We start from the raw sequence: 26,393 nt of genomic DNA, 5'->3' as shown, positions 1-26,393 counted from the left end.
TCACAATTACATAGTAAGGTACCAACCAATTTTTGTCAATATGCACTTTTTAATTATTGACAATAATTTTATCGTTATGTTATAAAATCTTTTTTTATATAAACAAAGTAATTACACTAAAACTTGTGAATAGTGACACCTTTAACGACCCGATTAACGGTTCCGGTTGGCGATGGCGTATCTGGTTTGTTATTTACTTTAATTGAAGTTAATAATGCAATGGTCTGACCAAACATGACATCTGGCAGAGCTAAATAAGCATCTGGCAAAAGTTTCTTTTCCGCAAAAGTAAATGTTTGACCAGCAAAATCTTGCCCCTCTTTTTCTTGCCCAACTGCCATTACCAGCGGCACGATTTGATCATCCCTAATTTCATTGAGAATATCCAAATCATATTGTCTGGTGTACGAATTGTTGGAAACAAAGTCGAAAACAATCGTCTTTTTATCCAAAAACGACTTAGGACCGTGACGTAAGCCCATCGACGTGTCAAATAATGCTGCCACTTCGCCCGCAGTTAATTCTAAAATCTTTAACCGCGTTTCTTCAGCAAGTCCACCTAAGCAGCCACTGCCAATATAAGTAATTCTGTCAAAATCTGTTTTGACAAGTGCTGCAATCTCGTCTTCTCTGGCAATCACGCTCTTGCCCATTGTCGCAATTTGCTTAATAATCTGTTCTTTTTCTTGGTCACCAAGAGTATCAAAGACTAATAATGCTGCTAAGGTCATACATGAAAATGATCCCGTCATTGCAAAGCCTTGGTCAAGTGATTTTTCCGGCATTAATAAAACTAGCCCCGTTGCATCGCCTTGTAAGTCTTGGGCTAAATGACCTTCAGGCGCACAAGTAATAGCAATTTTGTATAAATTTTTTACCAGCTTTTTGGCTAATTCAACTGTCGCAACCGACTCTGGCGAATTGCCACTACGGGCAAAGGAAACTAAAATGGTCGGCGTTTCCGGCTCAAGGTAATCTTCGGGGGTGGAGACAATTTTAGTAGTGTCAATTGCTGTAAAGTCATATTTGCTGCGATCACCATGCTTTTGTAAATACGGCATGATGGTGTTGCCAACGTACGCACTGGTTCCTGCACCAGTGAAAATCACCCGTACCTTGCCACATTCACTGTTAACCTTGGCGAGAAATTCCTCAATTTTGGCTTTATTATCTTGGTAAATCGACCAGGTTTGTTGCCATAATTCAGGCTGTTGCTGAATTTCACGGGTAGTAATCTTAGCACCTAATTTTTCAAGTTCTGCATCTGTTTTCGTAAACATTTTTTCTCCTTATTTTGCTAAATCGTTATATTGTCTTGACCGATAAATAAACTTATCACCACGTGCTAAAGAAATAGTAAACTCAATCGGAATATTTTTATCATTAATTGTTTTGCGGTAAATTTTCAGACTAGGTGAACCTTCTTTTTCCGCTAAATATTCACTTTCGGGCTTACTTAGGCTGACCGCTTGCACATCTTCAAACGCGATCACGGATAATTGATTATATTTTTCTTTAAGTACCCCGTATAATGTCTTGTTCTTCAGATCGGAAATTTTTAACTTAGGAAACAATTTTTCTGGCAAATAAGTTGTACTAAACATTCGCGGCTCATTATTGGCAAGACGCAAACGGACCAATTTATAGGCTTGTTCATTTTCAGCTAGGTTAAGCTGCTCGGCAATCTTTCTTGTCGGCGTTACTAGTTCTAAGCTTTGATTTTGCGTAGTTGCCTTTTGACCTTCCCGCGTTACTTCTTCAGAAAAAGAGTAAATTCCACCAATATTTGGTCGATCCAAATAAATGCTCGAGACAAATGTCCCTTTACCATGAAGTCGGTAAATTAGCCCTCGCTCTTCTAAGTTTTGTAATGCTAACCTAATAGTATTGCGACTGACACCATATTTAACCAATAGTTGCCGTTCGCTTGGTAACTTTTCATTGGGTTTCATCTTTTTGATTAGCTTTTCTAAGTCGAGAATAACCCGCTGATAAAGTGGTTTTTGCATTGACATCCCCTCCTTTTTAACTGGTTGATACCACTTCGAGTGTAGCAAAGAAAGCGGTTAAATACAATTGGATTTGTAAACCTTTTCAAAAATATTTTTCTCCTTAAATCAAGCACTTTACCTTCCCGTTTTGAAGCAAAAATACCGTTAGAGAAAGCTTTCCCTAACGGTATTAAATTATTTCTTTAGTTTTTTACCTTGCCAATTATAATATTTTTGGCTGAGGCGATTTCGGGGATTATCATAAACAACGATTCGGTAGAGTGCATAAATTGTGCCAACCATGGCCACTATCGTAGTTAACCAATTTTTGCAAATCATCTGTAAAAAATTTATCACAATAACGAATACTGTCCATAATAAAATGCCGTTTCTTCGTGCCTGTTCTTTTGCTGACACCTTTACTTTTTTCAATTTAATCACCTTGAGCAAAAATGACTATTATTTAACCTAATTTCTTAGCTGCTGCGGCATATTCTGCATTTCTCTTCTTCATTTGCTTAGCGTACCAGATGAATAAGAGCAGATAAACGGCTAAAGCAATTAAGGCATAAACGATGAACATCCCCTGTTGTTTCCAAGCATTACCGACAAGATAAGCTAAGAATTTTTCTACTGGGCCTTCCATCGTGGTATCTGAAACTAGAGTATGAGCCGGAATGGCTGCACCAACAGAGTGCGCCATGTTAGTAACAAATGGACCAACCATTGTTCCTGCTCAAAGGAAAATTGGTAATTCAATTGTTCCGATAATAATCATCCGAATAATTTTTCCTCTAGTAACTACTAGCAATGCTGGGGTAACACCCATTGCAATGATACCGCCAAGTGGCATTAACCGATTGCCCGGTAAGACCATTGCTTCAAGCATCATAATTGGAGCTAAGACGTTAGCTGCTGCCCAAATCTCTGAACGTCCTGCTAAAAATGGCCAGTCAAGGCCAATATTAAAGGTCCGACCAGAAAACTTCTTGGTAGCAAAATCGGCAATTCCTTGTGATAAGGGCTCAACTGACGCAATAAACCAAGAACCAATAACTGAGAACAGTTCAATACAAGAGCCGCCAATAAACGATAGCGTGAACATATCTTTCCAACCTTGTTCGGTCGCAAAATTGTTGCCGGCAAGCAAAGAAACAAAGATACCTAAGTAGACACCGATTGCAAATCGACTACCCCAAAAGCCGATTTTTTCATTTAACTTAGTTGAGTCAAAGTCAAATTTATCAAGCCAAGGGAGGCATTTATCAAAAAACTTATCAAAGAGCATAATGATCGGGTTCATCATGTAGTTCATGTGCGTAGTCGTCATTGGGTTGCCTTCAGGTGCATCCAAGAGATCGTTAAAGGTTGGCTTCATTAAATCTGAATTGATGATTTTCATCGTACCAATAAATAAAACTAGAATAGTTGATAGCCAAAGCGGCGCGCCGACATAGACACAAAACAAACCAACAAAGGCTAGGTGCCAGACATCAAAAATATCAACATCCAAAGTATTAGTTTTATTCAAGAGCAATAAAACAACATTTAAAATAATTAAAACTAATAAGTAAAACAGTGTATAAGGTGAGCCCCAAGTAATTGTGGCTAACGGTGCCCAGCCCATATCCTGCATATCCATGTGAATTCCCGTATGCTTGACGAATTGCAGCATTGGCTTTTGAAAAGCCGTCGTCAGCATATTCATAATATTGCCAATTGCAGTAATCGCAATCGCTAACTTTAGACCACCTTCAAGCGCTTTAGTAAACTTTACCCGAAAGAGCACTGCAATCAGTGTTAAAACGATTAGCATGATTGTTGCCGCCCCCATGTCAATTAGGGGTTTAAAAAGAGAATTAGCGAAATTAATTATCCCATTCATTTTTTTCTCCTTTCAAAAAAGAGTTACTTAGCGTTAACATCCTTTACAACTTTTTCAACTTCATCATAGACTGGCTTAGCCATTGCAGGAATTCGGTACAAGATTGCACCAGCTTCAATAAGCGGCACTTTTGGCTTAAATGAAAGATCGGTTTTGGCAATTGTCAAATAACCGTCATAATTTGAAAGCAAGTCTTCGTTGACATCCTTCACCATATAGGCATCAACTTTAACGTTGTAGCCTCTTTTTTTCATTTCTTCTTCGACCGCATCCTTAATTTGATGGGACGAATTAACTCCCGCACCACATGCAGCAATAAATTTAACTTCTCTACTCATCAGAAAAACCCTCCTATTATTTAAAATGCTCACTTAAAAACCGGTAAATCTTATCGGGTTCGGTCAGCTTAAATAACTCTTGTAAATTGGCAACAGGTGTTAATCGCAGAAAGTCCATAATTTGCGCCAAAATGTTTGCTTGTCCGGCTGGATCATTATTTAAAATTAAAAATAAAAATTTCACGGGCAATTCTTGGTCAGGATCAATCATATTTTTGAATGGTACTGCAGTCATTAAGGAAACCGGAACAATCAAACGAGTATTGACAAATTCACCTTCAGTATGTGGAACTGCAATATTAGGTAAATTTTTATTAACAGGCGAAAGATCAATGCCAGTTGGATACTTTTCTTCTCGCTTAATGATTTCAGGTAAAAATTGCTTTTTGACTAGCTTCTCTGCACTAAGCTGGTTAGCAATTTCATGAAAAATATCGGTCACACTAGTTGAATCACTGACAAAAACAGCATTCGGTAAAAACAAGCTATTCTCACTCACAGCACTAACTCCTTTTGCTCTCATGGCAAGCTTTCATTTTTGTTTATTTATGTTTGAATTTGTTCACTTGCCTATTGCTATTATAGGTAAATATAACCTGAAATGCAAACGCTTTTTTAGAAAAGCAGCGGCTCTGAGAGTATTAAAAAAGTCATGACAATTACCGTCATGACTTTTAGTGTGCGATTAATATTTTCTTTTTTATTAACAATTATTTCCACTTAATCGTGGTAAACGCCCTCAGCCCATTTTTTATTTTCTTCATCAAAAAAGTGAGCATTATCTTTTTGGTCTGGGTTAGGCTTAGCAATAGCCGCAATCTTACTAATCAATTGCTTATTTTCGTCGCTTGGTTCATAAGCTGTGGTAAGAAACGAATCGACAATATCAAAAATAAAGTCGCGTCCTAACACGATACCACCAAAGCCAAGAATATTAGCATTTAATTCGCGCCGAGCATACTGCGCTTGTGTAGCATCGCCAACCATTGCGGCTCTAATACCTTCATTTTTATCAGCAGCTGTTGAAATACCAATTCCTGTTCCGCAAAGAACAATACCAAAATCAGCTCGGCCAGAAGAAACATCCTCGGCAACCCGTTTACCGTAGATTGGATAATGCGTCCTAGTATTATCGTGGGTTCCTTCATCAATTACCTGGTAGCCTTCCGCCTTTAAGTGATCAGAGATTGCCATTTTAACTGCGGTAACAATATGGTCGTTTCCTAGAGCGATTACTTTTTGCTGATCAATTCTAGGATCAACGTATTCTGGTTGAGGTCGATCATTATCTAACATTTGCCTATCCCTCCTAAATCATTTTTTCTAGCATATCGAGCCGAACTTGGTGACGACCACCAGCATAGTCTGTATCAAGATAATGTTGAACAATTGAGTAAGCTAGTTGCTCACCAACTATTCCGCTGCCAAGTGCAATTGCCTTTGCACCATTATGCATTGCCGTCATATGAGCGGTCCGCTCTTCATTAACGTTTGCGGTAACCATACCCTTAACTTTATTGGAAGCCATGGCAGAACCGACCCCATACTCGTCAAACATAATTGCCTTTTTAATACCATTATCAAGTACTTCATGCGTAACTTTTAAGCTCGAATCAACAAAGTCCTCTGCTGGCTTTTTCGTTACGTCCAAAACTTCATAGTCATGACTTTCAAGATACTTTTTAACCTTTTCTTTTAAATCAAAGCCACCTTTATCACTGCCAATGACCACCTTCATCGCTAAGTCTCCTTTCCCTAACAACTACTTATAAATAGTTGTAAATTGACTGTAATGTTTTTCCAATTCAGGCTCAATTCCATGGTTGGTAATCAGACCGTCGACCTTGCGCAAATCATAAAATTCATGAAAATCACTGTGATCAAGCTTAGTATAATCAGCTACCACAAATTTTATTTGTGAACGATCTAGCCCAACTTCTTCGGTTTGGCCCTCTTCTAAGTTAGCTGTTGTCATAGAAGCATCTTTAATGCCATTAACTCCTACAAAGCCAACAGAAAATGACATCGTCTCCAGTTCACTATTAGCTAGAGCGCCCAAAAAAGCACCACTAATTCGGCGGTATGAGCCGCCAACCATAATTAAGTCATAATCATTCAGATTATTTTTGGCTGCTTCAAAAACAGGCAGCGAATTTGTAACAATCCGCAGATGCTTGACCTTTAAATTAGCAACCATCAATTCCAAAGTCGTCCCTGGTCCTACATAAATAGAATCATTTTCATGAATCAAATTACAGGCACGCTTTGCAACTTCGATTTTTTCCTTAATATGGATTTCACGCTTTTGCTGATAGCTCTTCTCAATTCTACTTTGGTCTGTTAACTGCTGGGCTCCGCCATGAACTCGCAAAATTTTGTTTGCTTTATGCAATTCATTGAGGTCACGTCTAATTGTCATGTCAGAAACTTTTAGCGCTTGTGCTAGTTCGTCAACCGTAACAAATTTTTGCGTGTTAACTATTTGCAAGATATTTTTTAATCTTTCACTTTTTAGCATTGGTTACCTACTTTTTAAACTAGATTAAGCAACTAACTTAGTTCACCTTTAGTATAAGTGTTCTTTTTTGTTTGTCAATGTTTGAATATGTTTGATAAACGAATTAAGAGTAATTAGCTGCAAGTTATTTCTTCTTCCTAAATCTATTCTAGATCATGTTGTTCAAAAATTATTAAATCAATTTCTTCTTCACAAATAAACAGCAAAATTAAGGTTTAACCAACTATTTCTTCTTTTTAACAAAAATGAAGTTTACAGCAAGCCATAAACTTCATTTTGTTCATATTCTAATTTGCTTTTACCATTGCTACTACGTCACCTTTTGTTACCTTTTCTTCAAGAGACTTAATTGGTTTGGTTAACCAATTATTTGTGGTAACTAAGGTTATGACAATTGGATCTTTCCCAGCAGCCTTAATTTGTTCAATATCCATTTTAACAAGTAATTGTCCTTTTTTAACATTCTCGTTTTCTTTTACCATTAAGGCAAAAGGTTTCCCAGCTAATTCAACTGTATCAAGGCCTAAATGTAATAATATTTCCAGTCCAGCAGCATTTCTTATGCCAATTGCATGCTTGGTTTTAAAAATGCTGATTACAGTACCATTAATTGGTGAACAGACTTTGCCATCCGCCGGAATTATGGCAAAACCGTCACCCAACTTTTTTTGCGCGATTAAATCATCATTAACCTGATCTAGCGGAATAACTTTGCCGTTAACTGGTGCTGCTATTTCCTCAATATTAGGCTGTGTGACTTTTTCACCTATATTTGGTTTGGGCTTAGAAGTCGTTTGCTCGGTTTGAAATAGAACATTTTGTTGTCTTTTCCGATCCGTTTTTAGCAAAATCGTAGTAATAACAAAACTAGCAATAATTCCCGTTAACCAGGTAATAATTCCACAAATAAAGTTTAAAGTTGGGTTTTGTCCAACAAAATATGAAATGAGAGCAATAAAGCCTGGTGCCATCAAAGCCCCCTGTTTAATGTGAAGCAAGCCACCAACTAATCCGCCGATAGCTCCACCAGCAATCGCACCAATTAAAGCTTTTCGGTATGGAAGCAAAAAGCCAAAAATAGAAGGTTCCGTAATTCCCATTAAGCCAGTAAAACCTGCCGAAAAGCCTTCACCCTTAGTAATTTTCTTTTTGCTAAATACTGCAATGGCTAAAGCAGCTGCCCCCATTGCAGCATTACTTGGCAATGCCGCAGGATAAATCAACGTATCATAGCCAAATTCTGCCACATTGTTCATTGCAATTGGCACAAATCCTTTGTCAATTCCAAACATTACCAAAATAGGATTAAGAGCACTATATAAGGTAAATGCAAGCCAGTTTGCCTTCGCACTAAGCCAGTTAAAGCAACCCGCTATTGCAAAGCTAATTGAATTGCTAATTGGTCCGATAATCACGAGTGTTATAGGAGCTGCCAATAAAATTGCTAGCAAAGGTGTAAAAAAGTAGGTAATTTCTTTGGGCATAATCTTATCAATCAACTTATAGATAAATGCCAGTAATAATACTCCTAAGATTGAAGTCAATAAAGTACCGTTATACTGCATTTTAGGTAAATTAATACCTAAAAAATTCAAGCCAGCAACATTGTTAATATCACCAAAAGTTAATATCGCCCCTAAAAAAGCTCCCATTGCAGCGGGAATTTTTAATTTTAAAGCAGTTTGAAAACCAACAAAAATAGGGATGTAATAAAAGCCGGCTGAAGCAATACTTGTTAAAACTATGGCCGTACCACTCTTGGGATTTAAGCCGAAAAAGGTCTTACATAAGTTAAGAATTGCTAGTAAAAAGCCAGCTGCTACGATTACAGGCATAATGGGCAAAACAACTCCACTAATGAAATCCAGTATCTTAGAAAATAGACTTTTAACAGTTAGCTTTTCTTCCTTTTTTTGATTATTTTGTCCGCCTAATTGTAGCTCGGGCAGTAGCTGATTATAGTAATCATCAACTTTTGTACCAATAAAGTTCTGAACTTCATTGCCCTTGATTACAACGCCCTTAATACCTGGCACTTGTTCTAGTGCTTGTTTATCAGCTTTCAAGGGATCGATAACAGTAATTCTTAGTCGAGTTGCACAATGATATACGTCAGTAATATTACTTTTTCCACCAATTGCACGCAACAACACAGTTGCAATTTGATTAAAGTCTTGTTTTTCAGTCATTTTTTAAGCTCCCAGAAAAATATTGATCAATAAAATTACGGTACCAGTAGTAGCTCTTTTTGGGAGTCAAAGCCAACTGATGAGCAAAATCAACCCTGATTAAGCCATAGCGCTTTTCATAGCCATTAATCCAGCTATACAGATCCATGGCAGACCAATGATAGTAACCATGCACCTTTACGCCCTCAGACTTGGCCTTTAGCAAATATTTTAAAAACTCAGCGGTCAACTTAATACGCTGTTCATCATTAACAAAACCAGTCTCATCTGCTTGTTCATAGCCACCATGACCATTCTCTGTAATCATAATTAATTTAGGCTGATATTTTCTTTGTACTTCACATAATGCTGTATACATTACCTGAGGCAATTCTTCTCGTCCCCATTGATTACGTTTCACCTTAGGATCAAATGCCGATTTAAAAAGATTATGAATCTGAATTCCCTCTTTTGCCTTGCTACGACTCCCTTGATTATTGTGAAAAACCTTTGTGACATCTTTAGTTCCATCAGTCAGATATTGCCGATTGTATAAATTAAGTCCTAAATAGTCAGCTTTACCTGCTGCTAAGAGTTCATCATCATCTTTTTCACGGTATAGTAAGCAATTAAATGCAGCTAAAACTTCATCCGTTTCCTCAGGCATTTTGCCTAATAAGGCTGGACATAATATTTGTCTGTTATAAAAGAAATCCCCAATTAATTGAACATTCTTTTTATTTTTAGTTTCTGGCGCTAATTCAACATTGCCATTATCGTGCACGACCCCGATGATGCCATCAAGCCCTAAATCATGATAAATTTTAATTGACTTTGCACTAGCAAGCATTAAATTATATTGATACTGAAAGTATGATTGAAAATCTAAATGACGATTAGGTGGATAATTGCCAACAACATTAACACAATAGCTGTAATAACGTGGTTCATTAATAGTTGCCCAAATTTTTACCCGATCGCCAAAATTTTCAAAACAAATCTTGGCATAATTGGCAAAATAATCCACTATTTTGCGATTTAACCATCCGCCATCGACGGCAAGTTCATAGGGTAAATCATAATGAAAAAGGGAAATATTCGGTTCAAGATTCTTTTCAATGGCGTAATCAATCACCCGATTATAAAAATCAATTCCTTTTTGATTGACTTGCCCCGTTCCCTTAGGCAAAATACGTGCCCAAGATATTGAAAAGCGAATTGTATTTTGATGCCCCTCCGCTAATAAATCAATATATTCTCGATAGCGATGATAAAAGTCTGATGCAACGTCACCGTCCGTGTGGTTAATATTCAATTTACTATTGTGATTAAAGTAATCCCATTCACCAAGACCCTTTTGATCTTCATTCCAAGCGCCTTCACATTGGTAAGCAGCTGTCCCTGCTCCCCATAAAAAATCTTTATCCTTAAAAATATCTGCAAATTTTCTCATTAGCAATCCTTTCTGCCATATAATTTTTTCTTGATAGCGCTATCTACATTGCTATCTTAGCAATAAAAAAAAGAGCACGTGGTTCAAAAATTGAACCACGCACTCTAGCGGCTGACTCTTACTTTACTTAAATAATGCCACATACCTTAAAAAGATTTGGTCAAATAAGTATGTTATGCCATATTTACCATAGATCCCCAAATAATCTTCAGTAAAACTGCTGTTGCTAATATAGAAAACTTGGTCGTAGGATTTCGCTAAGTTTTCATTTCGGTTTCCCGTAATCATCATTTTGTCTCCTGGTAATTCGCGTAAAAAATCATTTAAAATTTCAGCGTATTTTCCAGAAGTAGAAACAGTAATCAACAAGGCATTAGGTTTCAATGCTTTTAAGTACTTGTTAGAACGATACTTTTGGTCTAGTACAACAATCACCTTATTGGCATAAATCATTTCCTGTTGAAATTTAATTAACGTGTTACTTGTATTGTTAGCACATAATAAAATGACTTCATTATGGCGATTGATTTGATAAACAATTTGATCAAGTACTGAGCTAGTAAAAACAGTATTAATATCATCTAGCATCTTTTTGATTAATTCCGTTAACTGTAAGTTGTTGATGTGATAGTCTTCCTTAGACCGATGGCGAATATCACTGGGAAAAATTATTTTAGAAAACGATGATTTCAAATCAATCAAACTTGAATAGCCTAATTTTTCGCAAAAGCGTCTGACAGCAGATCGCGAAACATAAGCATGATCGATAATCTCATTAACAGTCACCTGGTCTAACCGGGAGATATTTTCCACTAAGTAAGAAGCAATTGCGTGATTGCCACTATCATAATGAGAATTGATTAATTCACTTAGTGAGTTTAGTAACCCAAGATTATTTACATTAGTCACCTTTAAACACTCCTATTAGCTCAAGCTGCAATTTTTGACATCAATTAACTTTAAGTATAGCCGATAACTATCAGTTATGACTGCTATTTTTAATTTAAAAGATATTTTAGTTATTTATTCAAGCAGTTGATAAAATCTTCCTTTAGGTTAAGCTTTTTTTCTGAATTAGTAGTTTATACTAGTAGTAATAAGTTGTAACGATATAAAAGGAAAAACATGCCACAAAAATCACGCTTTAGCTTAAGAACTAAATCTGTTTTACTAGTTTTTTTAACAACAGTTATTTTTGTTATTACTGCTGGCAGCATCGCTTCATACCACGTCAAACAGAATCAAAAGCAAATAATCAAAGAGGAAATCGCTGGAGTTGCTAGAATTGCTGCTCAGGATACAACCGTTAAGGAGACCCTAAAAAGGCATCCCCAGCCCACCAAAAATAATTCATTGCAAAAATATGCCAATCAAATCACACAGGCATCTCGGGTTGATTTCGTTGTAATTCTAGACCGGAATTTAATGCGCTACTCCCACCCTGATACTAGTCGGATCGGTAAAAAATTTAGTTCACCGCAAGATGCTAAAAAATCAAGCACTGGTAAAAGCCATTATTCACATCGCAAAGGTATTTTAGGAACGGGTTACCGCATCTTTGTTCCTGTTTTCAAGAACAAACAGCAAGTTGGCATTGTTTGCGTTGGCCTAACCGATAGCTCAATTAACCGGGCAATTTTATCTGCTCAAAAAGCGGTTATTCTTGGTTCATTATTTGCTTTATGTGCTGGCATAATTTTGGCACTTTTTTTAGCGCAAAGGATTAAAAAATCTCTTTTTAATATGGAACCAGATGAAATTGCTACCAAGCTGACGGAACTACACGCTATTATTGATAGTATTGATGAAATCTTAATTGCTGTTAATGAACAAAACATCGTAATTACAACCAATTATTTAGCTAAAAAAACATTTCCAGCAGTGAAAGTGGGTACTGCACTAGATTCCAATTTAGCTAAACTAATTTTTAATCATAATCATTCACAAAATAAGACCAATGTTCCGCTCTTAATTAACGCTAAAGAATACATTGTATCCACTAGTAGGCTAGTTTATCATGACAAAACTTATGGCCAAATTGCTCTACTACAAGATCAATCCAAATACCAAAAACTGTCTGAACAATTAGCTGGAAGTGAGCAATACATTCAAGCGCTTAGAGCGCAATCGCATGAATTTCGCAATAAATTACAGGCAATTTACGGTATGATTGAATTAAAGCAATATGATAATGTTACTAATTTTATTGGCAAAGTTAACGCCAATTACCAGCAAGAGTTTGGCCAGCTAAACCAGCAGATTGAATCACCAGCTTTAGTCGGTTTTTTAACCGGTAAAATTAATCAGGCTAAAGAGCAAAAGGTGACTTTGACACTTACTCCTGATTCCTATCTGCCACAAGCAATTGTTTCAGACCAATTAAATCTTGATCTGATCAAGATTTTGGGTAACTTAATCGACAATGCCTTAGCTGCCATTGATACCAGTGGTACCATTAAACTCGAACTTAATTATGATTCCGAGAGTACAACCCTGATTATGGAAGTGACCGATAACGGTAGTGGTATTGCGCCCGCTGTCCGAAAACAACTTTTTAAGCAAAAATATTCGACTAAAGGTAAAGATCATGGTTACGGCTTAATGCTGGTTAAGCAGATTGTCGATAATCATCACGGCTATATTGACATTACACCTTGTAACCCACATGGTAGCAATTTCTATCTTGAATTACCGATTAACAGCGAGGAGTAAAAATGTTACAGATTCTCATTGTGGAAGATGACCCCATGGTCAGTTCAATTAACAAACAGTACCTAATGAAAATAATTCCGCCTGCAAAAATGAGGCTTTATCAGGTAGATAGGGCAGACAAGGCATTAGCACTTGCGCAAAAATTGCAGCTTGATTTGGTCCTACTCGATATTTATTTACCCAAAATTTCGGGTACTGAACTTCTTCACTTATTTATTGAACACAATCTCCATCCGAATGTAATCATGTTATCAGCTGCTAAAGATAGCCAAAGCGTTAACCAGGCGTTAAACTATGGCGTACTCGATTACTTGGTAAAACCATTTTCTTTTGAGCGATTCCATAAGGCAATTGAGCATTTTCTAAAATATAACGAGGTATTAAACCAGGATCGACAATTATCGCAAACTGAACTCGATCAGGTTTTCATTATGCAAGATTTTGCTGGAGAAAAAGAAATGACCTCCTTGCCCAAAGGACTATCAAATTTTTCCCTTAACAAAATAAAGGCGGTCATTGCAGAAACACCCGATTATTTTTCTAATCAGGAGATTGCTCGGAAGTCTAAACTCTCGCGGATTACCACGAAAAAGTATTTAGACTATTTAGTAAAAACTAATGAATTAACAATCAAAACACATTACCTAAAAGTAGGTCGACCAATTAAACTTTATAAAGCTAATAAATAAAAGCGAACTATCAGCTGATAGCTCGCTTTTTTGTGTATTAACTTAATCTAACTTAACGTCATTATCGGTCTTGCCTGTCTCTAAGACTTGGTGGAAGTTTTCATAGCTGACAGCAATCATATCGGTTAAAGCTGGACTTGTGTAAGAACCAATGTGCGGAGTTAGTAGAACCTTAGGATATAAATCAACTAACTGCTTAGTCAGTTCATTAGTGATATTGCCCTTAAAATCATGTCCCAGCACTTCAACTTCATCTGGTAAAACATCACTAGCAAAACCGGCGATTTGATTTTGCGTGATTGCCTTAATAATAGCAGGATAATCAGCAAGTTGTGTTCTCGCCGTATTAACCAAAACAGCAGTTGGTTTCATTTTCTTTAAAAAGTCCGCATCGATTAAACGATCATTTTGACCTGGGAAATACGGCACGTGGATTGAAACAATATCTGATTTTGCCAGCAATTCATCCTGCTCAACAAATTCAACATATTGTTTAGCAAAATCGCTTGGGTAAGGATCATAGCCCAAAACCTTAGTCCCCATTCCACTATATAGCTGCGCTTCAGTCGCACCAATTCGACCAGTTCCGATAATTCCCACAGTACTTGAATGAACTTCCCCAGAAAAAGTGGCGGTCGAAACACTAAAGTTTCCTTGCCTGGTCAAATCGGTTGCCAAGGCGGTATGTCTAAAGAGCATCATTCCTAGGGTCATTGCCAATTCGGCTACAGCGTATGGTGAATATGCCGGAACGCGAGCAACTTTCATTTCATATTTGGCTGCGGCCTTAAGATCAATATGGTTAAAGCCGACTGTTCTAGTAAAGACATATTTAATGCCCCACTCATTTAATTTTGCCAAGTTTTGTGCGTCTGCCTTACAATTGGCACGTAACAAAACAGCATCCGCACCTTTAGCAGTTTCAATATTATCGTGAGTTAACAATTCAGATTCCAATTGCACATCATAATGATATTTATTTAATTTCTTGAAGTAATCTACTTCATTTTCACGTACGCCATAAGCAACAATTTTAAACATAAAAACCTCCTAATTAATGAAATAATCCGCTTTGACTAAGAACACCGAGAAAGGCGATCCAAAATGGCATTGCCACTACCGCTAAAATTGTCGATACAAAGGATGCATTGGACGATAAGACCGCTTCACGATCAAAGCTAATTGCATAAGACGAAGCAACGGCAGCGGTTGGCGTAGCCATCATAATAATGATTGTACCTAAAGCAACATAGCTAATCGGTAAGATGTTAGTCACATTTAAGATGACCAATATTACCAAGTTAAGCAGTGGTACCAAGACAACCTTATTAAAACTGTAGTACCAAGAAGTCTTGTTTTCCGCAGCTTTTTTAAATGAAGTCGAACCTAAGGTAGCACCGATTGATAGCCAAGCAAGTGGTGATGCTAGATTAGCCAGATATTGCAGTGGCTTGTACAGCCAAATTGCAGTCTGATCAATTCGGTAAAAGGCAACCTTAATTATTGGTGCACCAGGATTAATTACGCCATTAACAGCTTGTCTTACAGCTACCTGTGGCATGTAATTTTGCACTAGCCACATAATCAGTCCCAAAAAAGTAGCAATTACGACCGGATTGACAAACATTTTTTTGATATTACTTGCCTTCATTTTTAAGCCAGACATCTTAATATAGGCATAAGAATATAAAAAGATCCGGTAGCCAATATTAAAAATCGAGCTATACATTATGCCCTTGGTGCCAAAGACCGCTCCAACAATTGGAATCCCAAAAAAGGTTGTCGAACCAAAAGTGGTTAAAATTGCTAGAACATCTCGTTTATCTTTAGGATACTTGGCATAAGAAATTGGGGTTACCAAAATCAAAATAATATAAATTGCAATTCCCCAAATTAACACATTCATCCCTTGCGAAAAAGTTTCGCCATTAATCGGTTGCATAAATGAGTTGAATGCCAAAGCCGGAAGCGCAACTGTTAAAACAATCTTAGATAAAAGCTTACCATACTTTTCTGTAAAGATATTACGCTTACGTAAATAAAAGCCCAATAAAATAATAAAAATTGTTGACGTTATTGAGCTAACTATCGCAGCATTGGAAAATGTCACTTGAATCGCTTTCGCAATATTCATCTTTCTCCTCCTACTTAATTACATATTTCACAATATATTTTAGTTTTAACTTCAATTTTTGATAATAATAGTAAATTAATGTAACCTTTTGTAACTTATGTAAGCGAAATCAAGTGAATATAAACGACTAATTCTACCAGTAAAGTGAATGGCATTTGTCGGAAAATTCAAGCTAGTAGAATATGTGAATAAAAAGACAAAGCAAAAGCATCCTATTTGATTTTCACAAAATAGGATGCTTCTTAACATTATTTTTGTATGAGCTATTTAAAATTCATCAAAGCCGTCTTCTTCTTGCTCTGCTACATGGCTTACCTTCTTATGAACTGGCGATTGCTCAAAAAAGACATACATAATTGCTGCCATTACTACAGCAAAAATCGCTACGCCTGTTGTGGTAATTCCACTGTAGGCTACTAGGAAAAAGCCTAAGAAAAAGAAAGCCGCAACTTTTTTATTCATCATCATTTGTGCTAACATTGCAAAACCTAATAATGGTAGTAATCCTGCCGCGACATTCATTCCATCCTGTACAAAAGAAGGAATAATATTAAGCACTCTGGCTACAGTTGATGAACCAAAGTAAAATGCCAAGGGAATAAAAACAATACCTGGCCAATCTTGGATATAACCTGCTATTAACATGTTTCTCGTTAACGCATGCGTATTTCCTTTTTCAGCAGCACTATCACATTTATGGATAAAAGCTAACATTAACGGTTGACCCGTTGCCAAACCTAATGCCTGCATAATAGCCGCAATTGGTATACCTAATGTTAATGCTGCTCCAGGTGCTGCATGAGTTTGAATTGCCAAAGATATGCCAATGATTGAACCAGAAACTAAATCTGGAGGATCATAAGCTCCGACTGAGACAGCACCAATCATTGCCAATTCCAAGGTTGCTCCCATAATAATTCCGTCTTGGATATCGCCCAAGACTAAACCAACAAGTGGTCCCAGAATAATTGGGCGTTGTAGATAGCTTGTGCCGAGTAACCATTCAGAATAGCCTAGAAGTCCTACTAAAAATATTAAAAATGTTTTTAAAATCATTATCCTCACACTTATCAAAAACTATCAAAGCCATCTAATTCATCGGTTTGAATAGTATCATCCAAGGCATCATAATTAACAATCCCACTTTTAGCAGCCTGAGTACTTTTGGCAAGATTGTCAGCTACATTATCATTATTTAAAGTTAAAAACTGAATTAAAAATGGTAAATTGATGCCTGCAACTAAGTGCAACCGATTATTTCCGGCCACAAATTCTTGCAAATCGTTATTAACACTGCCCCCAACGATATCCGTACCAAAAATAATATCTTCTTGATCATATTTAGCAATCAAATCTTTAACAACTTTATGAAAATCCTGGCATTCTGAAGTATAGGCACAAATAGCAAAGAGATTCTTCTGCTTTCCTAAAATAAATTCGGTCGACATTTTTAAGCCTTTTGCTAGATATCCATGAGTTGCTATTACAATTTTTGTCATTTTATCCTCCATAAACAAATTTCAGCTCTATTTCAATTATTACCTTGTAACTTGTCTTTAGAATTATTAGCTCACTTCCAATTGCTATCACGCTAGTCTTAAGCTAAGATTAAGTTAATTAATATTGACAAGGAAGAGCTATTAAAATGTTCAATATCATTAATAAAAGTGAACTAATTGCAAAAGATCTTGAGTTTTTGATTTCACAACAAGAATACGTTAAATCTATCCCCTCCGAAAGAAAATTAGCTGTTAAATACAATGTATCACGTAATACGATTAGAGAAGCTTTAGAAATATTACAAAATAAAGGCATCATTTCTTTAGCATCAAATAGTTATCATATAAACAGTCCTAAAGAAGACTATGATTGGCTTGAATTTTTTGGTAAAAAATCTAATCATCGCGTTAAAAACTATATAATTAAGAATACTGTCATAGAGGCAAACAAGAAAATTGCTCAAAAGTTAAAAGTTCCTTTAGCAACTCCAATTCATTACCTAATTTATAAGCGTACTATTAATGAACAAGAATCTGCTAAGACTCTTTCACTAGATTATATTTATGCGCCAGAGAAATTAGTAGAACATTTACCGTTAAATAAATTATTAGAGCATTCATTTTGGGACTTATTGGTTAAATCTTATCGTGGTACACCTATAAAGGAATATCAAAATCTGTCAATTGAATCAGTTAATTTTGAAGAAGCGAGTCTTTTGGCTATTCCTGTCAGAGCAAAAATTTTGCAACGCACTTCGATTGTTAATCTTAATAACAATTTTATTTATTTTGTTTCAAAGAAAGTTCCAGAAAACGTTTTGTTAATGCAAGTAGATAAGGATAAAAATAATGAGTAATCTTTTTCATGCACCTTTATACATTCAAATTGAAGATTTGCTTGAAAAGAAAATTTTAAGTAAGGAATTCCTTCCCGGAGCAAAAATACCAAGTGAACGTGATCTTGCCCAACAATATGGCGTCAATCGAATGACTGTAAAAAAAGCAATCGATGCTCTCAGGAAAAAAGGTCTTTTGTTTCGCAAACAAGGTAGCGGTACGTTTGTTACTGCTAAAAACATTGATAATAGCAACTTATACTTTAATCTGTCGTTTACTGATAAAAACTCAAACTCCGGTATTACTGAACTTTTAACCAAAAATGGAATTAACTTTACTAATGAAGTTGTTGGCAAAGGAATTTTAGCTGGAAATTCATTTTTTAATCAGAAATTACAACTTGACGATAATGATTCTGTTTTTGCTCTTCATCGAATTAGAAAGATTAAAGACAAGCCTTTTACCGTTGAATATAATTATCTTCCGGCCAACTTATTTCCTAATGCCGAAAAAATCAATTTTAAAAACGTAAGTTTATATGACTATATGGACTCTGTTGGACATCGACCTATTTATTTTTCTCAATTTATTCAGGTTTTACCTGCTTTGAGTAAAGAAGCTCGCTTATTAAAAGTAAAAAAGGGTAATTTGCTGTACAGCATTATTTATCTTGGTTTTGACGCAGAAAGTAAAGCCGTTGAGTATACCGAAAGCTATCTGGACTCTGACGAGCTCAATCTTCAATTCACTCTCAATGGTATTTTAGGCGAAAAAGAAACTTATTAGTTTAGGCGAAGGAGTAGTATTGATTCTTGTCGATTTCTTGAGGACACTTTAATACTCAAATTGACGGTAATAACGACGGAAATTAAGGTCATGACCAGTGTATTGCTGATACCACGAAGCTAATCTGTCCGTTAAGAGTGAAGTAATAATCATTGGTGAACAAATTTGCCGAAAATCATCATCAATTCCTTCAAAAACATAATCTTTTGTATCAAATACTTCAAAGCTATTGGTATGCTTTGGTAAAAAGCGTTCAACTCTCTCATCTAGAGCTCTGTATTCGTCTTCTCCTTTAATTAAGTAAACTGGCAAAGTATCATCAACTAGTTCTAAGGCACCATGGAAAAAGTCGGCTGAAGTTACTGGCCTAGTTCTGACCCACTGCATTTCTTCTAAGATACACATTGAGAACATACAGGTTTCTCCCCACAACATCCCTGAGCCAACCGTCATTGTTAACGGTGCATTATAATATTTACGTGCTATGGATTTAGCTCTTTCTTCAAATTCCTCTCTAAATCTTAGTAAGTTTGGATACAAATTCTGCATTTGATCTGCCCAACGGTTATAATCCTGATAATAACCCCAATCCTGATAGAGTCTCAGTGTCAACATAAAGTACATTAAGTAAGCATTCTCGCATTCGCTAAGAGAGCCATTAATTGATTCTTCAAGAAGTAGTCCCAATGAAGACTCAGGATTTTTAGTGAAGCCATAGACTGAAATACCACGTTGATTGCAATATTTAACAGCATCTAAGATTTCCTTTGTATCCCCAGAATCTGAAGAAGTTAGCACTAGAGACTTATCGGTCAAGTAATCAAGATCCTTCTTAACCAGTAGTTCTCCCGCATTTTCTAAATAAACGGGAAAATTCGATAAATGGCGTAAATATTCAGCTACAGGATACCATTCCATCCAAGTACCGCCGATACCTATTAACACAATGTTTTGATAATCATTTTTAGCTAATTTATCTGCCAGATTTTCAATATTCTTTCTTTGAGAATATACATCACGACCATTTTGTAAATACTTTTCAACATCGAAATTCTTTAATATTGTCATTTTTTTACCTCTCTTAATTTTTGACTTAAGCTCCTAAAACTTTAAAGTATGTTGCTGCAATGCTTACAATTAGAATAATTAACATAATCAGCAACGGATTGAGCTTCTTTTTTAGCATCCAATAAGTTATGCCAAATAATGCCAGTGTTGCTATGCCAGGGAAAATTCCATCAAGAAGCGATTGAACGGTTGAAGCACTTTTCCCAATACCGATTTTTGTGATGAACTTTACACTGACCATTTCTTTAGTCATTGCGCCCACCACCATCATGCCGATCATGGAAGCGTATTTAGTAATTTTGTCCATTACGCCCGAGTTTTCCACGTTATTAATAACGTTAGAGCCCAAACTATATCCTAAAAATGTCCCGTAATACCGAATAAGATAATGGGGAATATTGAATACTAGGAAAAACAATATTGGTCCTAAAATACTGCCTTTTAGTGCCAAAGTAGTACCAATTCCAGTTGCTAACACTCTAAGAGTTCCCCAGAAAAATGAATCACCTATCCCTGACAGTGGCCCCATCAATGCTAACTTAACCGCTGAAATTGAGCTTTCATCAAAATCATCATTTGTCGCATTAGCTTCTTCCATTGCAGCAGATATGCCTAACGGCAATGTAACAATGTAGGGCGTCATGTTATACAATTCCAAATTACGTTTTAAAGCGTGTGTAAATTTTTTCTTCTCGGGATAAAGCTTTTGTAAAATTGGCATTAATGCCCAAGTAAAGCCAACGTTACCCATTCTTTCGTAATTCCATGAATGCTCATACGGTATGCTTCGCCAAAATAACTTGACTAAATCTGACTTATTAATCTTTTTGTTGTAAGTTGGTTTTAAATTAAAATTCATCGAATCCGTCACCTTCCTGTTCTGTTGTTTCTTTTTCTTCAACTTTATTTTGGGTGTCATGTTCAAAGAAAACATACATAATGGCAGCCATAACTACTGCAAATATTGCTACTCCAGTGGTAGAAATCCCACTGTATGCCACTAAGAAAAATCCGAGAAAGAAAAACGCTGCTACCTTCTTATTCATCATCATTTGTGCCAACATCGCAAAGCCAAGCAATGGTAATAATCCTGCAGCGACATTCATTCCCTCTTGCACAAAAGGTGGAATAATATTTAATAATTTAGCTACCGTAGCTGCCCCAAAATAAAATGCTAAGGGATTAAAAATTATGCCAGGCCAATTCTGGGCCCAACCAGCCAAAAGCATATTTCTAGTGATTGCATGAGTATTACCCTCATCAGCGTTATGATCAATTCGATGAATCAACATTAGCATTACCGGTTGCCCAACCGCAGTATTTAAGGCTAGCATTACTGTTGCAATAGGAATTCCCAATGTTAGAGCAGCTGCGGCATTTGCATGGGACTCAATTGCAAGAGAAATTCCTAAAACGGTTCCTGCAATTAAATCAGGTGGATTATAGGCACCAACAGAAACTGCACCGATCATCGCTAACTCCAGTGTTGCGCCCATAATAATTCCGTCTTGCAAATCTCCTAGCACTAATCCCACAAGCGGACCTAAAATAATGGGTCTTTGAAGATAGCTAGTTCCAAGAAGCCATTCTGAATAACCTAAGAAATTAATCAAAAAGATTAATATTGTTTTTAAGAGCAAGGTATTAAGCCTCCTTTAAAAACTTTTTGGCATCAATCTTAGTTTCATTAGGTACCATTTGGACAAACAAATCAATTCCAAGATTAGATAAATCTTGCAAAATTGCTACATCCTTTTGATCTAAAAATATGCTTTTAGAGACCTGCTTTTTATCTTCTGCGAACGGCATATTACCTAGATTTAACGCTTTAACGCCAATTGCCTTAACAAGCTTTGCTGCAATTGGTAAAGTTTCACAAATAATAAACAAATGATATTTGTCTGTTATCCCACTTTGTATTTGCTCAATAGCTTCGTCAGTAGATTTAATGACAACTTTTGTTCCCTGTGGTTTGGCCAGGCGCAATGCCTTCATTCTTAAAGGATCACTCTTGACAGTGTCACTTACTAGCAATAATGCATCTGCTCCTATTGCTTGTGTCCAAGAAAATGCAACTTGTCCATGTAACAACCGATAATCAACACGAACCATCTTAATCATTTTGATACCTCCTAATTTGTTTTATTATGATTCTCAAGCTGCCATTTTTGCTTAATTTCAATCAATTCTTGGTCATAATTGGCAGTTTTGATAGCGATTTTCTTATCAAATCGGTCGAAATATGAATGAGGCGGCCAAGTATTTAACTCATCAGCCATTTTAGCTGCAACTAACTGAATAACTGGTAAGGAATAATACAAACTTAGAATCCAATTATTAACGGCGCTCGTTTTGACAACACGCCTGTCTTGTTCAATTTGACTTGAACTGGTTATTAAAAATGCGTTTGGTGTGACCTCTTTTAAAGCAGTGAATACTTCATGAAAGCGTACGTGCTTTTTTTGAACCATATCATCAATTAAAAAAACAGTGTAATTAGGCGTCAGCTGTATATCTGGTCCATGAAGAAATTCTTCAAGTTCATAGTACATAGCCGGTCGCTTTAATGTTTCTTGAAATTTCAAGGCTCCTTCTTTGGCTACACCTAAATTCGGGCCGTTACCACAGAAAAAAGTTGGATTATTCATCGCTAACGCAAAATGATTCTGTTTCAAAAATTCTTCAGTAGTCTTCAATAATCCAGGCTGATCCTCAATTACTTTCAGCAGTTGTTCACCAAAAGCAGATTTTCTACTCTCCGATAAAGTACTAATGTTATTGGCAAAAAGTAAAAAGTATTCAACCAAGGTTTGGACACCCATGGTGACATAGTCGACATACTCATTACCTACACCATAATCAAAAATATTTGTTGAATAATCAGCCATTGGACTATGAATATTTCCTGTGAGAGAAACAAAGGAAATTTTTCTTTGCAGTAAATATTTCTGACAACTAATAATATTGGTCGACGAGCCACTTTGTGAAACTATTATCACAAATGTATTTGACCATAAAGCACAATTACACTCTTCAACATGCTCCGGAGTGTATAAATAAACCGGAAGACGAGATAACTCCTGTAAAGCATCTTTGACCATCAACAAAGAATTGTACGATGAGCCAGAAGCAATTAAAGTAAAACTTTGATAATTTCCATTTTTAAAAATCCGGGTAATTGGACCAACTAATTCATTTCTATTGTCAAAGTTTTCCTTTAGCTTTGTCGCTGAATATCGGACATAGTCTTGCATTTTCATCTAAGCACCTCCAATTGGTTTCTTATATATACCATTTATTAATTTAACTATACCATTTAAAAGATGTTTTGCAAGCGGTTTCTTAAAAGAAATAAATTATCACTTTAGATTAAAGTGACAAAATCTAAGCATAATAGGAATTACAAGGATTAAAAAAATAGTAGATAACTTTTGGTTCAAAGTTATCTACTACTATGTGAAAAATATTTATTACTGACTATGAAAGTGCAGTTATTGTTTGGTTGGCCAAATGCTATTTAACCCGGAAACTGAATTTACGTAAAAATCATCTGGCTGAAGCCCGGTTATTTGACAAAATTTTTCAGTTAAACGCGGAAGACCTAAACGAGACCATACCCGTAAATTGGTTTGGTCATTCACCTTAATCCAGTACCCTAATTTATTAAGTTCAGGATAGTCTTGAAGATCGAGTTTTCGCCCATTTTTTAATGAAAACATATATGCAGTATTCCAAAAAAGAAAATTTCCTTTAAAAAAAGAATGGAACGATAATTGCTTTTCTTCATGATAATTCTTAAGCAATTTATTCATTTTATGTCCTCCTCGCATTTTGAAGTTTAACAGACTGATGATATTTTTATCTTAGTCAGTTTACTTTATGTTGCTATCATAGCACCATTTAGGCCAATTAGATAGCTCTAACTATTTTGACAAATTGTTATTAAATAAATATGTGCTAGTCCTAGGCTTAAGTAATAATGAATATCATTTTTTACTTAATTTAATCATCAGTGTAATCTGAAACTAAATAAGGCGCATCACACATGATGCGCCCTATTAGTCTAGTTATTATACTTCTTATCGCTAATGATTTTTCCATTACCGATTGATCTGATTTTTTGTGAAGAATCATCGTCATCACCATTTTGGTGGAAGACGCAACCAGAATAAAGCATTACTTGTTTATGCTCATAATCATCATGCTCAAAAGTGTAAGTTATCTTATAGACAACATTACTACTATTATCTGGCGCAGGCGAAATGGAAACAATGCTACAATCCATATCATAAGAAATTATCTCGTCATTATCATTAAAGTTTCCGATCTGCTCATGCAGTTCTTGGTAACCCTTATTCTCCGCGCCACCAACAAATGCATCTTCATCTGGATCTTCAAAATTGTCTTCCAAGATACTTTCGGCATCATCCTCGCTGATTAAGCCGGGCCATTCAGGCTTAACGACATTGCTACTACTATCATCGTCATCATCAAAGCCTAAATCATCATAATCAATTACCTTTGATCTGATTGCCTTGCCGTCAACTTTCATCATGACATAAATCTTCATGTCATCCGTAGCAGGATATTCTTTAAATACTTTTTCACCGCTCTTATCTAGCGTACCAACCTTTTTCTCGTTAATATAAACATCCGCACCAGGAGAGCTTTTAACCGTAAAATTGACGGTCTTGATATTCATATTAATTGCACTATTTGAAAAAATATTGGCGCTTTTATCAGCAGTTAACTTATGACCAGCAGCAGTTGACTTAACTACAATATGGTATTTTCCAGGAAAAAGCGGCTGTACCTGTTTATAATAACTTTCACCACTACCATTAACCCCGCCAATTTTTTCATCATTAACATAAATTGTCGAATTGGCATGATTGGTCTTAATATGCGGCGTAAAAGTCTTAAATTTTAACGTATATTTAGGGAAAAGCAGTAAATACCGTCCTGACTGTACTAACGAAACGTCTTCATAAGTATCACCATATTTAAAAGCTTCTGCCATCTTATCGGCATCGCTACTATGATCAAAATAATAATTTTGCGTTGGCTTCAAAGCCGCATTAGTGATATGCACACTAGGATTATCCGAAGTAACATAATCTGCTAAGTTTTCCCGCGGATTTTTTAAATACGCAGTAATCTGATCAACTTGATTTTTCCGTTGATAATGATTTGATCCCCAAGCATAAAAAGCAATGAAAGCAACAACTAAAACGCCCACAATGCTCAAGATTACCTTAGTTTTCTTTTTCATCGGCTGGCGCGGATTATTCACAGTCTGTACTTGGTTTTGCGAATTATTGTTAGCGGCTTGCCGGTGAGTCTGATCCGTTCGGTATTCTTGCCGGCTTTGCTTATTATTAGATAGCTTTGCACCACAGTTGGAACAAAACTCCTCGTTTTCGTTAACTCGTCGTCCACAATTTGGACAAAATTCATTTTTATTCATCTTTACACCATCTACATTGAACCATTAAAACCTGAAATAATTTGATTAAAAACTGACCGTAAAACGGAATTATAAATAAGCGAGTTCATAATCAAACTACAAACAAAAATAATGCCAAAAGCAAGCAAAGCGCCATATGCTTTGTCCCGTCGAGCACCATCATTTGCTAGTAAGGCAACTTCTTGACCAATAAAGAATAAAACAAATAATAGTAAAACTAAAAATAAAGTAAATCTGATACTATTAAGTCCTAAAACCATTAATAAAAAGAAAATGACCGTCAAAATCAAATTTAGGTTACTAGCATGAATCCCGCGGTTGACAAAATCTAGTAGATGAACTTGCTCATCATAAATAAATTTATAGGCCGCAAAGTGACTAGCAATCACAATCACTTGGAAAATCAGGACGATTAAAAATACCCGAAAGACAATGCTGAAAGAAATATCAAAATTGCTCCAACCTCTGGTATCGACTCCGAAATGATTGACTAAGCCAATTGCACCGGTAATAACTGACTTGGCAAAGAAATATAATCCAGTAACAAATAAAACATCTTCAATTAAAATTGTTAACCAGCCGTACCAGCTTTGAGCAGTTAAATTGCTGTCTGCGGGATGTTTCCATGATTCAACCAGCCATTCCCAATAATTTTGCAAATAGCTACCAGAATTAACATGCTGCTGATTAACTTCAGCCACAACTGGTGCAGTTTTTTCAGTTGCAGTAGTAGCCTGCTCCGGGTCTTTTTCTAACGTAATTGAACGTAAATCACTACCGCATTTAGTACAAAAATTAACCCCATTTTCCATTAGGGAACCACAATTAGGGCACTTTTTCATTACTTA

The 26,393-nt window shown here is 36.1% G+C and carries 27 protein-coding genes and 1 pseudogene; 4 read left to right on the top strand and 24 right to left on the bottom strand.

The window, feature by feature from the left end; genetic code table 11:
* Nucleotides 1-116: 116 nt before the first annotated feature.
* The 12 genes and pseudogenes from J3U69_RS06995 to J3U69_RS06940 all read right to left on the bottom strand — a co-directional run bounded on the left by J3U69_RS06995 (nt 117) and on the right by J3U69_RS06940 (nt 11,262).
* Nucleotides 117-1,280, bottom strand: a complete 1,164-nt coding sequence (locus J3U69_RS06995; protein WP_267413535.1) for an SIS domain-containing protein — start codon at nt 1,278-1,280, stop codon at nt 117-119.
* Between the two features lie 9 nt (nt 1,281-1,289).
* Entirely contained in the window at nt 1,290-2,009 is a 720-nt protein-coding gene (locus J3U69_RS06990; RefSeq protein ID WP_220232789.1) for a GntR family transcriptional regulator, read from the bottom strand.
* Nucleotides 2,010-2,186: 177 nt separating this feature from the next.
* Nucleotides 2,187-2,432 (bottom strand): hypothetical protein, encoded by a 246-nt coding sequence (locus J3U69_RS06985; RefSeq protein ID WP_267413534.1) that lies wholly within the window; start codon nt 2,430-2,432, stop codon nt 2,187-2,189.
* A 22-nt stretch (nt 2,433-2,454) separates the two neighbouring features.
* Nucleotides 2,455-3,876: pseudogene (locus J3U69_RS06980) on the bottom strand (PTS transporter subunit IIC).
* Between the two features lie 23 nt (nt 3,877-3,899).
* Nucleotides 3,900-4,214 carry a PTS fructose transporter subunit IIB gene (locus J3U69_RS06975; protein ID WP_220220761.1) on the bottom strand — a complete coding sequence of 105 codons (315 nt, stop codon included), beginning with the start codon at nt 4,212-4,214 and terminating at the stop codon, nt 3,900-3,902.
* Between the two features lie 16 nt (nt 4,215-4,230).
* Nucleotides 4,231-4,713 carry a PTS sugar transporter subunit IIA gene (locus J3U69_RS06970; RefSeq protein WP_244986839.1) on the bottom strand — a complete coding sequence of 161 codons (483 nt, stop codon included), beginning with the start codon at nt 4,711-4,713 and terminating at the stop codon, nt 4,231-4,233.
* Nucleotides 4,714-4,934: 221 nt separating this feature from the next.
* A complete protein-coding gene (gene lacB, locus J3U69_RS06965; RefSeq protein ID WP_267413530.1) occupies nt 4,935-5,510 on the bottom strand; it encodes a galactose-6-phosphate isomerase subunit LacB in 576 nt (191 codons plus the stop codon).
* 13 nt (nt 5,511-5,523) lie between these two features.
* The gene (gene lacA, locus J3U69_RS06960; RefSeq protein WP_267413529.1) at nt 5,524-5,952 is read right to left on the bottom strand and encodes a galactose-6-phosphate isomerase subunit LacA; all 429 of its coding nucleotides are present in this window, start codon (nt 5,950-5,952) and stop codon (nt 5,524-5,526) included.
* 24 nt (nt 5,953-5,976) lie between these two features.
* Nucleotides 5,977-6,732, bottom strand: coding sequence for a DeoR/GlpR family DNA-binding transcription regulator (locus J3U69_RS06955; protein WP_220220757.1), 756 nt, complete (start codon nt 6,730-6,732; stop codon nt 5,977-5,979).
* Between the two features lie 287 nt (nt 6,733-7,019).
* The gene (locus tag J3U69_RS06950) at nt 7,020-8,921 is read right to left on the bottom strand and encodes a glucose PTS transporter subunit IIA (protein WP_267413528.1); all 1,902 of its coding nucleotides are present in this window, start codon (nt 8,919-8,921) and stop codon (nt 7,020-7,022) included.
* On the bottom strand, nt 8,914-10,353 hold the full coding sequence (locus tag J3U69_RS06945) for a glycoside hydrolase family 1 protein (RefSeq protein ID WP_267413527.1): 1,440 nt from the start codon (nt 10,351-10,353) through the stop codon (nt 8,914-8,916). Before J3U69_RS06945 ends, J3U69_RS06950 begins: the two co-directional genes overlap by 8 nt.
* Nucleotides 10,354-10,476: 123 nt before the next feature.
* Nucleotides 10,477-11,262: a MurR/RpiR family transcriptional regulator gene (locus J3U69_RS06940; protein WP_220220754.1), complete on the bottom strand. Its 786-nt coding sequence runs from the start codon at nt 11,260-11,262 to the stop codon at nt 10,477-10,479.
* Between the two features lie 216 nt (nt 11,263-11,478).
* Here J3U69_RS06940 and J3U69_RS06935 point away from each other — a divergent pair, with 216 nt between their 5' ends.
* Nucleotides 11,479-13,065 carry an ATP-binding protein gene (locus J3U69_RS06935; protein ID WP_267413526.1) on the top strand — a complete coding sequence of 529 codons (1,587 nt, stop codon included), beginning with the start codon at nt 11,479-11,481 and terminating at the stop codon, nt 13,063-13,065.
* Nucleotides 13,066-13,067: 2 nt separating this feature from the next.
* Nucleotides 13,068-13,754: a response regulator gene (locus J3U69_RS06930; protein ID WP_267413525.1), complete on the top strand. Its 687-nt coding sequence runs from the start codon at nt 13,068-13,070 to the stop codon at nt 13,752-13,754.
* Nucleotides 13,755-13,796: 42 nt separating this feature from the next.
* Here J3U69_RS06930 and J3U69_RS06925 read toward each other — a convergent pair whose 3' ends face one another.
* From J3U69_RS06925 to J3U69_RS06910, 4 genes are all read right to left on the bottom strand, one after another.
* Nucleotides 13,797-14,795: an NAD(P)-dependent oxidoreductase gene (locus tag J3U69_RS06925; protein ID WP_220220751.1), complete on the bottom strand. Its 999-nt coding sequence runs from the start codon at nt 14,793-14,795 to the stop codon at nt 13,797-13,799.
* Nucleotides 14,796-14,808: 13 nt separating this feature from the next.
* Nucleotides 14,809-15,888, bottom strand: coding sequence for an AEC family transporter (locus J3U69_RS06920; RefSeq protein ID WP_220220750.1), 1,080 nt, complete (start codon nt 15,886-15,888; stop codon nt 14,809-14,811).
* A 267-nt stretch (nt 15,889-16,155) separates the two neighbouring features.
* Complete coding sequence (locus J3U69_RS06915; protein ID WP_267410374.1) at nt 16,156-16,944, bottom strand: PTS mannose/fructose/sorbose/N-acetylgalactosamine transporter subunit IIC; 789 nt, start codon at nt 16,942-16,944, stop codon at nt 16,156-16,158.
* A gap of 14 nt (nt 16,945-16,958) precedes the next feature.
* A complete protein-coding gene (locus J3U69_RS06910; RefSeq protein ID WP_267413524.1) occupies nt 16,959-17,387 on the bottom strand; it encodes a PTS sugar transporter subunit IIA in 429 nt (142 codons plus the stop codon).
* Nucleotides 17,388-17,533: 146 nt separating this feature from the next.
* On the opposite strand from J3U69_RS06910, the gene J3U69_RS06905 reads away from it, so the two are divergent.
* Together J3U69_RS06905 and J3U69_RS06900 are read left to right on the top strand one after the other, a co-directional pair.
* Nucleotides 17,534-18,244: a GntR family transcriptional regulator gene (locus J3U69_RS06905; protein WP_267413523.1), complete on the top strand. Its 711-nt coding sequence runs from the start codon at nt 17,534-17,536 to the stop codon at nt 18,242-18,244.
* The gene (locus tag J3U69_RS06900; RefSeq protein WP_267413522.1) at nt 18,237-19,010 is read left to right on the top strand and encodes a GntR family transcriptional regulator; all 774 of its coding nucleotides are present in this window, start codon (nt 18,237-18,239) and stop codon (nt 19,008-19,010) included. The genes J3U69_RS06905 and J3U69_RS06900 overlap by 8 nt, the downstream gene beginning before the upstream one ends.
* Before the next feature lie 48 nt (nt 19,011-19,058).
* Here the strand turns inward: J3U69_RS06900 and J3U69_RS06895 are convergent, their stop codons facing one another.
* The 8 genes from J3U69_RS06895 to J3U69_RS06860 all read right to left on the bottom strand — a co-directional run bounded on the left by J3U69_RS06895 (nt 19,059) and on the right by J3U69_RS06860 (nt 26,387).
* A complete protein-coding gene (locus tag J3U69_RS06895; RefSeq protein ID WP_220269188.1) occupies nt 19,059-20,078 on the bottom strand; it encodes an SIS domain-containing protein in 1,020 nt (339 codons plus the stop codon).
* 25 nt (nt 20,079-20,103) lie between these two features.
* Nucleotides 20,104-20,937 carry a PTS system mannose/fructose/sorbose family transporter subunit IID gene (locus J3U69_RS06890; protein ID WP_267413521.1) on the bottom strand — a complete coding sequence of 278 codons (834 nt, stop codon included), beginning with the start codon at nt 20,935-20,937 and terminating at the stop codon, nt 20,104-20,106.
* On the bottom strand, nt 20,927-21,718 hold the full coding sequence (locus tag J3U69_RS06885; RefSeq protein ID WP_267413520.1) for a PTS mannose/fructose/sorbose/N-acetylgalactosamine transporter subunit IIC: 792 nt from the start codon (nt 21,716-21,718) through the stop codon (nt 20,927-20,929). Before J3U69_RS06885 ends, J3U69_RS06890 begins: the two co-directional genes overlap by 11 nt.
* A 4-nt stretch (nt 21,719-21,722) precedes the next feature.
* Nucleotides 21,723-22,199 (bottom strand): PTS sugar transporter subunit IIB, encoded by a 477-nt coding sequence (locus tag J3U69_RS06880; protein WP_267413519.1) that lies wholly within the window; start codon nt 22,197-22,199, stop codon nt 21,723-21,725.
* An 11-nt stretch (nt 22,200-22,210) separates the two neighbouring features.
* Nucleotides 22,211-23,338: an SIS domain-containing protein gene (locus J3U69_RS06875; RefSeq protein WP_267413518.1), complete on the bottom strand. Its 1,128-nt coding sequence runs from the start codon at nt 23,336-23,338 to the stop codon at nt 22,211-22,213.
* A 231-nt stretch (nt 23,339-23,569) separates the two neighbouring features.
* Nucleotides 23,570-23,890, bottom strand: a complete 321-nt coding sequence (locus tag J3U69_RS06870) for a hypothetical protein (protein ID WP_220235155.1) — start codon at nt 23,888-23,890, stop codon at nt 23,570-23,572.
* Between the two features lie 251 nt (nt 23,891-24,141).
* A complete protein-coding gene (locus J3U69_RS06865) occupies nt 24,142-25,545 on the bottom strand; it encodes a zinc ribbon domain-containing protein (protein ID WP_267413517.1) in 1,404 nt (467 codons plus the stop codon).
* Between the two features lie 11 nt (nt 25,546-25,556).
* Complete coding sequence (locus J3U69_RS06860; protein ID WP_267413516.1) at nt 25,557-26,387, bottom strand: DUF6574 domain-containing protein; 831 nt, start codon at nt 26,385-26,387, stop codon at nt 25,557-25,559.
* Nucleotides 26,388-26,393 lie beyond the last annotated feature (6 nt).

Origin of the sequence: Lactobacillus sp. B4026 (genome assembly GCF_026535825.1) — a bacterium.
In the GTDB taxonomy this organism is placed as follows: domain Bacteria; phylum Bacillota; class Bacilli; order Lactobacillales; family Lactobacillaceae; genus Lactobacillus; species Lactobacillus panisapium.
Note: the sequence above shows the minus strand (reverse complement) of the source record. Positions and strands in the feature narration are given on the sequence as shown.

Coding starts and splice junctions, on each gene's coding strand:
- J3U69_RS06995 (WP_267413535.1), bottom strand. CDS start 1,280: ATGTTTACGAAAACAGATGCAGAACTTGAAAAATTAGGTGCTAAGATT.
- J3U69_RS06990 (WP_220232789.1), bottom strand. CDS start 2,009: ATGCAAAAACCACTTTATCAGCGGGTTATTCTCGACTTAGAAAAGCTA.
- J3U69_RS06975 (WP_220220761.1), bottom strand. CDS start 4,214: ATGAGTAGAGAAGTTAAATTTATTGCTGCATGTGGTGCGGGAGTTAAT.
- lacB (WP_267413530.1), bottom strand. CDS start 5,510: ATGTTAGATAATGATCGACCTCAACCAGAATACGTTGATCCTAGAATT.
- lacA (WP_267413529.1), bottom strand. CDS start 5,952: ATGAAGGTGGTCATTGGCAGTGATAAAGGTGGCTTTGATTTAAAAGAA.
- J3U69_RS06955 (WP_220220757.1), bottom strand. CDS start 6,732: ATGCTAAAAAGTGAAAGATTAAAAAATATCTTGCAAATAGTTAACACG.
- J3U69_RS06950 (WP_267413528.1), bottom strand. CDS start 8,921: ATGACTGAAAAACAAGACTTTAATCAAATTGCAACTGTGTTGTTGCGT.
- J3U69_RS06945 (WP_267413527.1), bottom strand. CDS start 10,353: ATGAGAAAATTTGCAGATATTTTTAAGGATAAAGATTTTTTATGGGGA.
- J3U69_RS06935 (WP_267413526.1), top strand. CDS start 11,479: ATGCCACAAAAATCACGCTTTAGCTTAAGAACTAAATCTGTTTTACTA.
- J3U69_RS06930 (WP_267413525.1), top strand. CDS start 13,068: ATGTTACAGATTCTCATTGTGGAAGATGACCCCATGGTCAGTTCAATT.
- J3U69_RS06925 (WP_220220751.1), bottom strand. CDS start 14,795: ATGTTTAAAATTGTTGCTTATGGCGTACGTGAAAATGAAGTAGATTAC.
- J3U69_RS06920 (WP_220220750.1), bottom strand. CDS start 15,888: ATGAATATTGCGAAAGCGATTCAAGTGACATTTTCCAATGCTGCGATA.
- J3U69_RS06915 (WP_267410374.1), bottom strand. CDS start 16,944: ATGATTTTAAAAACATTTTTAATATTTTTAGTAGGACTTCTAGGCTAT.
- J3U69_RS06910 (WP_267413524.1), bottom strand. CDS start 17,387: ATGACAAAAATTGTAATAGCAACTCATGGATATCTAGCAAAAGGCTTA.
- J3U69_RS06905 (WP_267413523.1), top strand. CDS start 17,534: ATGTTCAATATCATTAATAAAAGTGAACTAATTGCAAAAGATCTTGAG.
- J3U69_RS06900 (WP_267413522.1), top strand. CDS start 18,237: ATGAGTAATCTTTTTCATGCACCTTTATACATTCAAATTGAAGATTTG.
- J3U69_RS06895 (WP_220269188.1), bottom strand. CDS start 20,078: ATGACAATATTAAAGAATTTCGATGTTGAAAAGTATTTACAAAATGGT.
- J3U69_RS06890 (WP_267413521.1), bottom strand. CDS start 20,937: ATGAATTTTAATTTAAAACCAACTTACAACAAAAAGATTAATAAGTCA.
- J3U69_RS06880 (WP_267413519.1), bottom strand. CDS start 22,199: ATGATTAAGATGGTTCGTGTTGATTATCGGTTGTTACATGGACAAGTT.
- J3U69_RS06875 (WP_267413518.1), bottom strand. CDS start 23,338: ATGAAAATGCAAGACTATGTCCGATATTCAGCGACAAAGCTAAAGGAA.
- J3U69_RS06870 (WP_220235155.1), bottom strand. CDS start 23,890: ATGAATAAATTGCTTAAGAATTATCATGAAGAAAAGCAATTATCGTTC.
- J3U69_RS06865 (WP_267413517.1), bottom strand. CDS start 25,545: ATGAATAAAAATGAATTTTGTCCAAATTGTGGACGACGAGTTAACGAA.
- J3U69_RS06860 (WP_267413516.1), bottom strand. CDS start 26,387: ATGAAAAAGTGCCCTAATTGTGGTTCCCTAATGGAAAATGGGGTTAAT.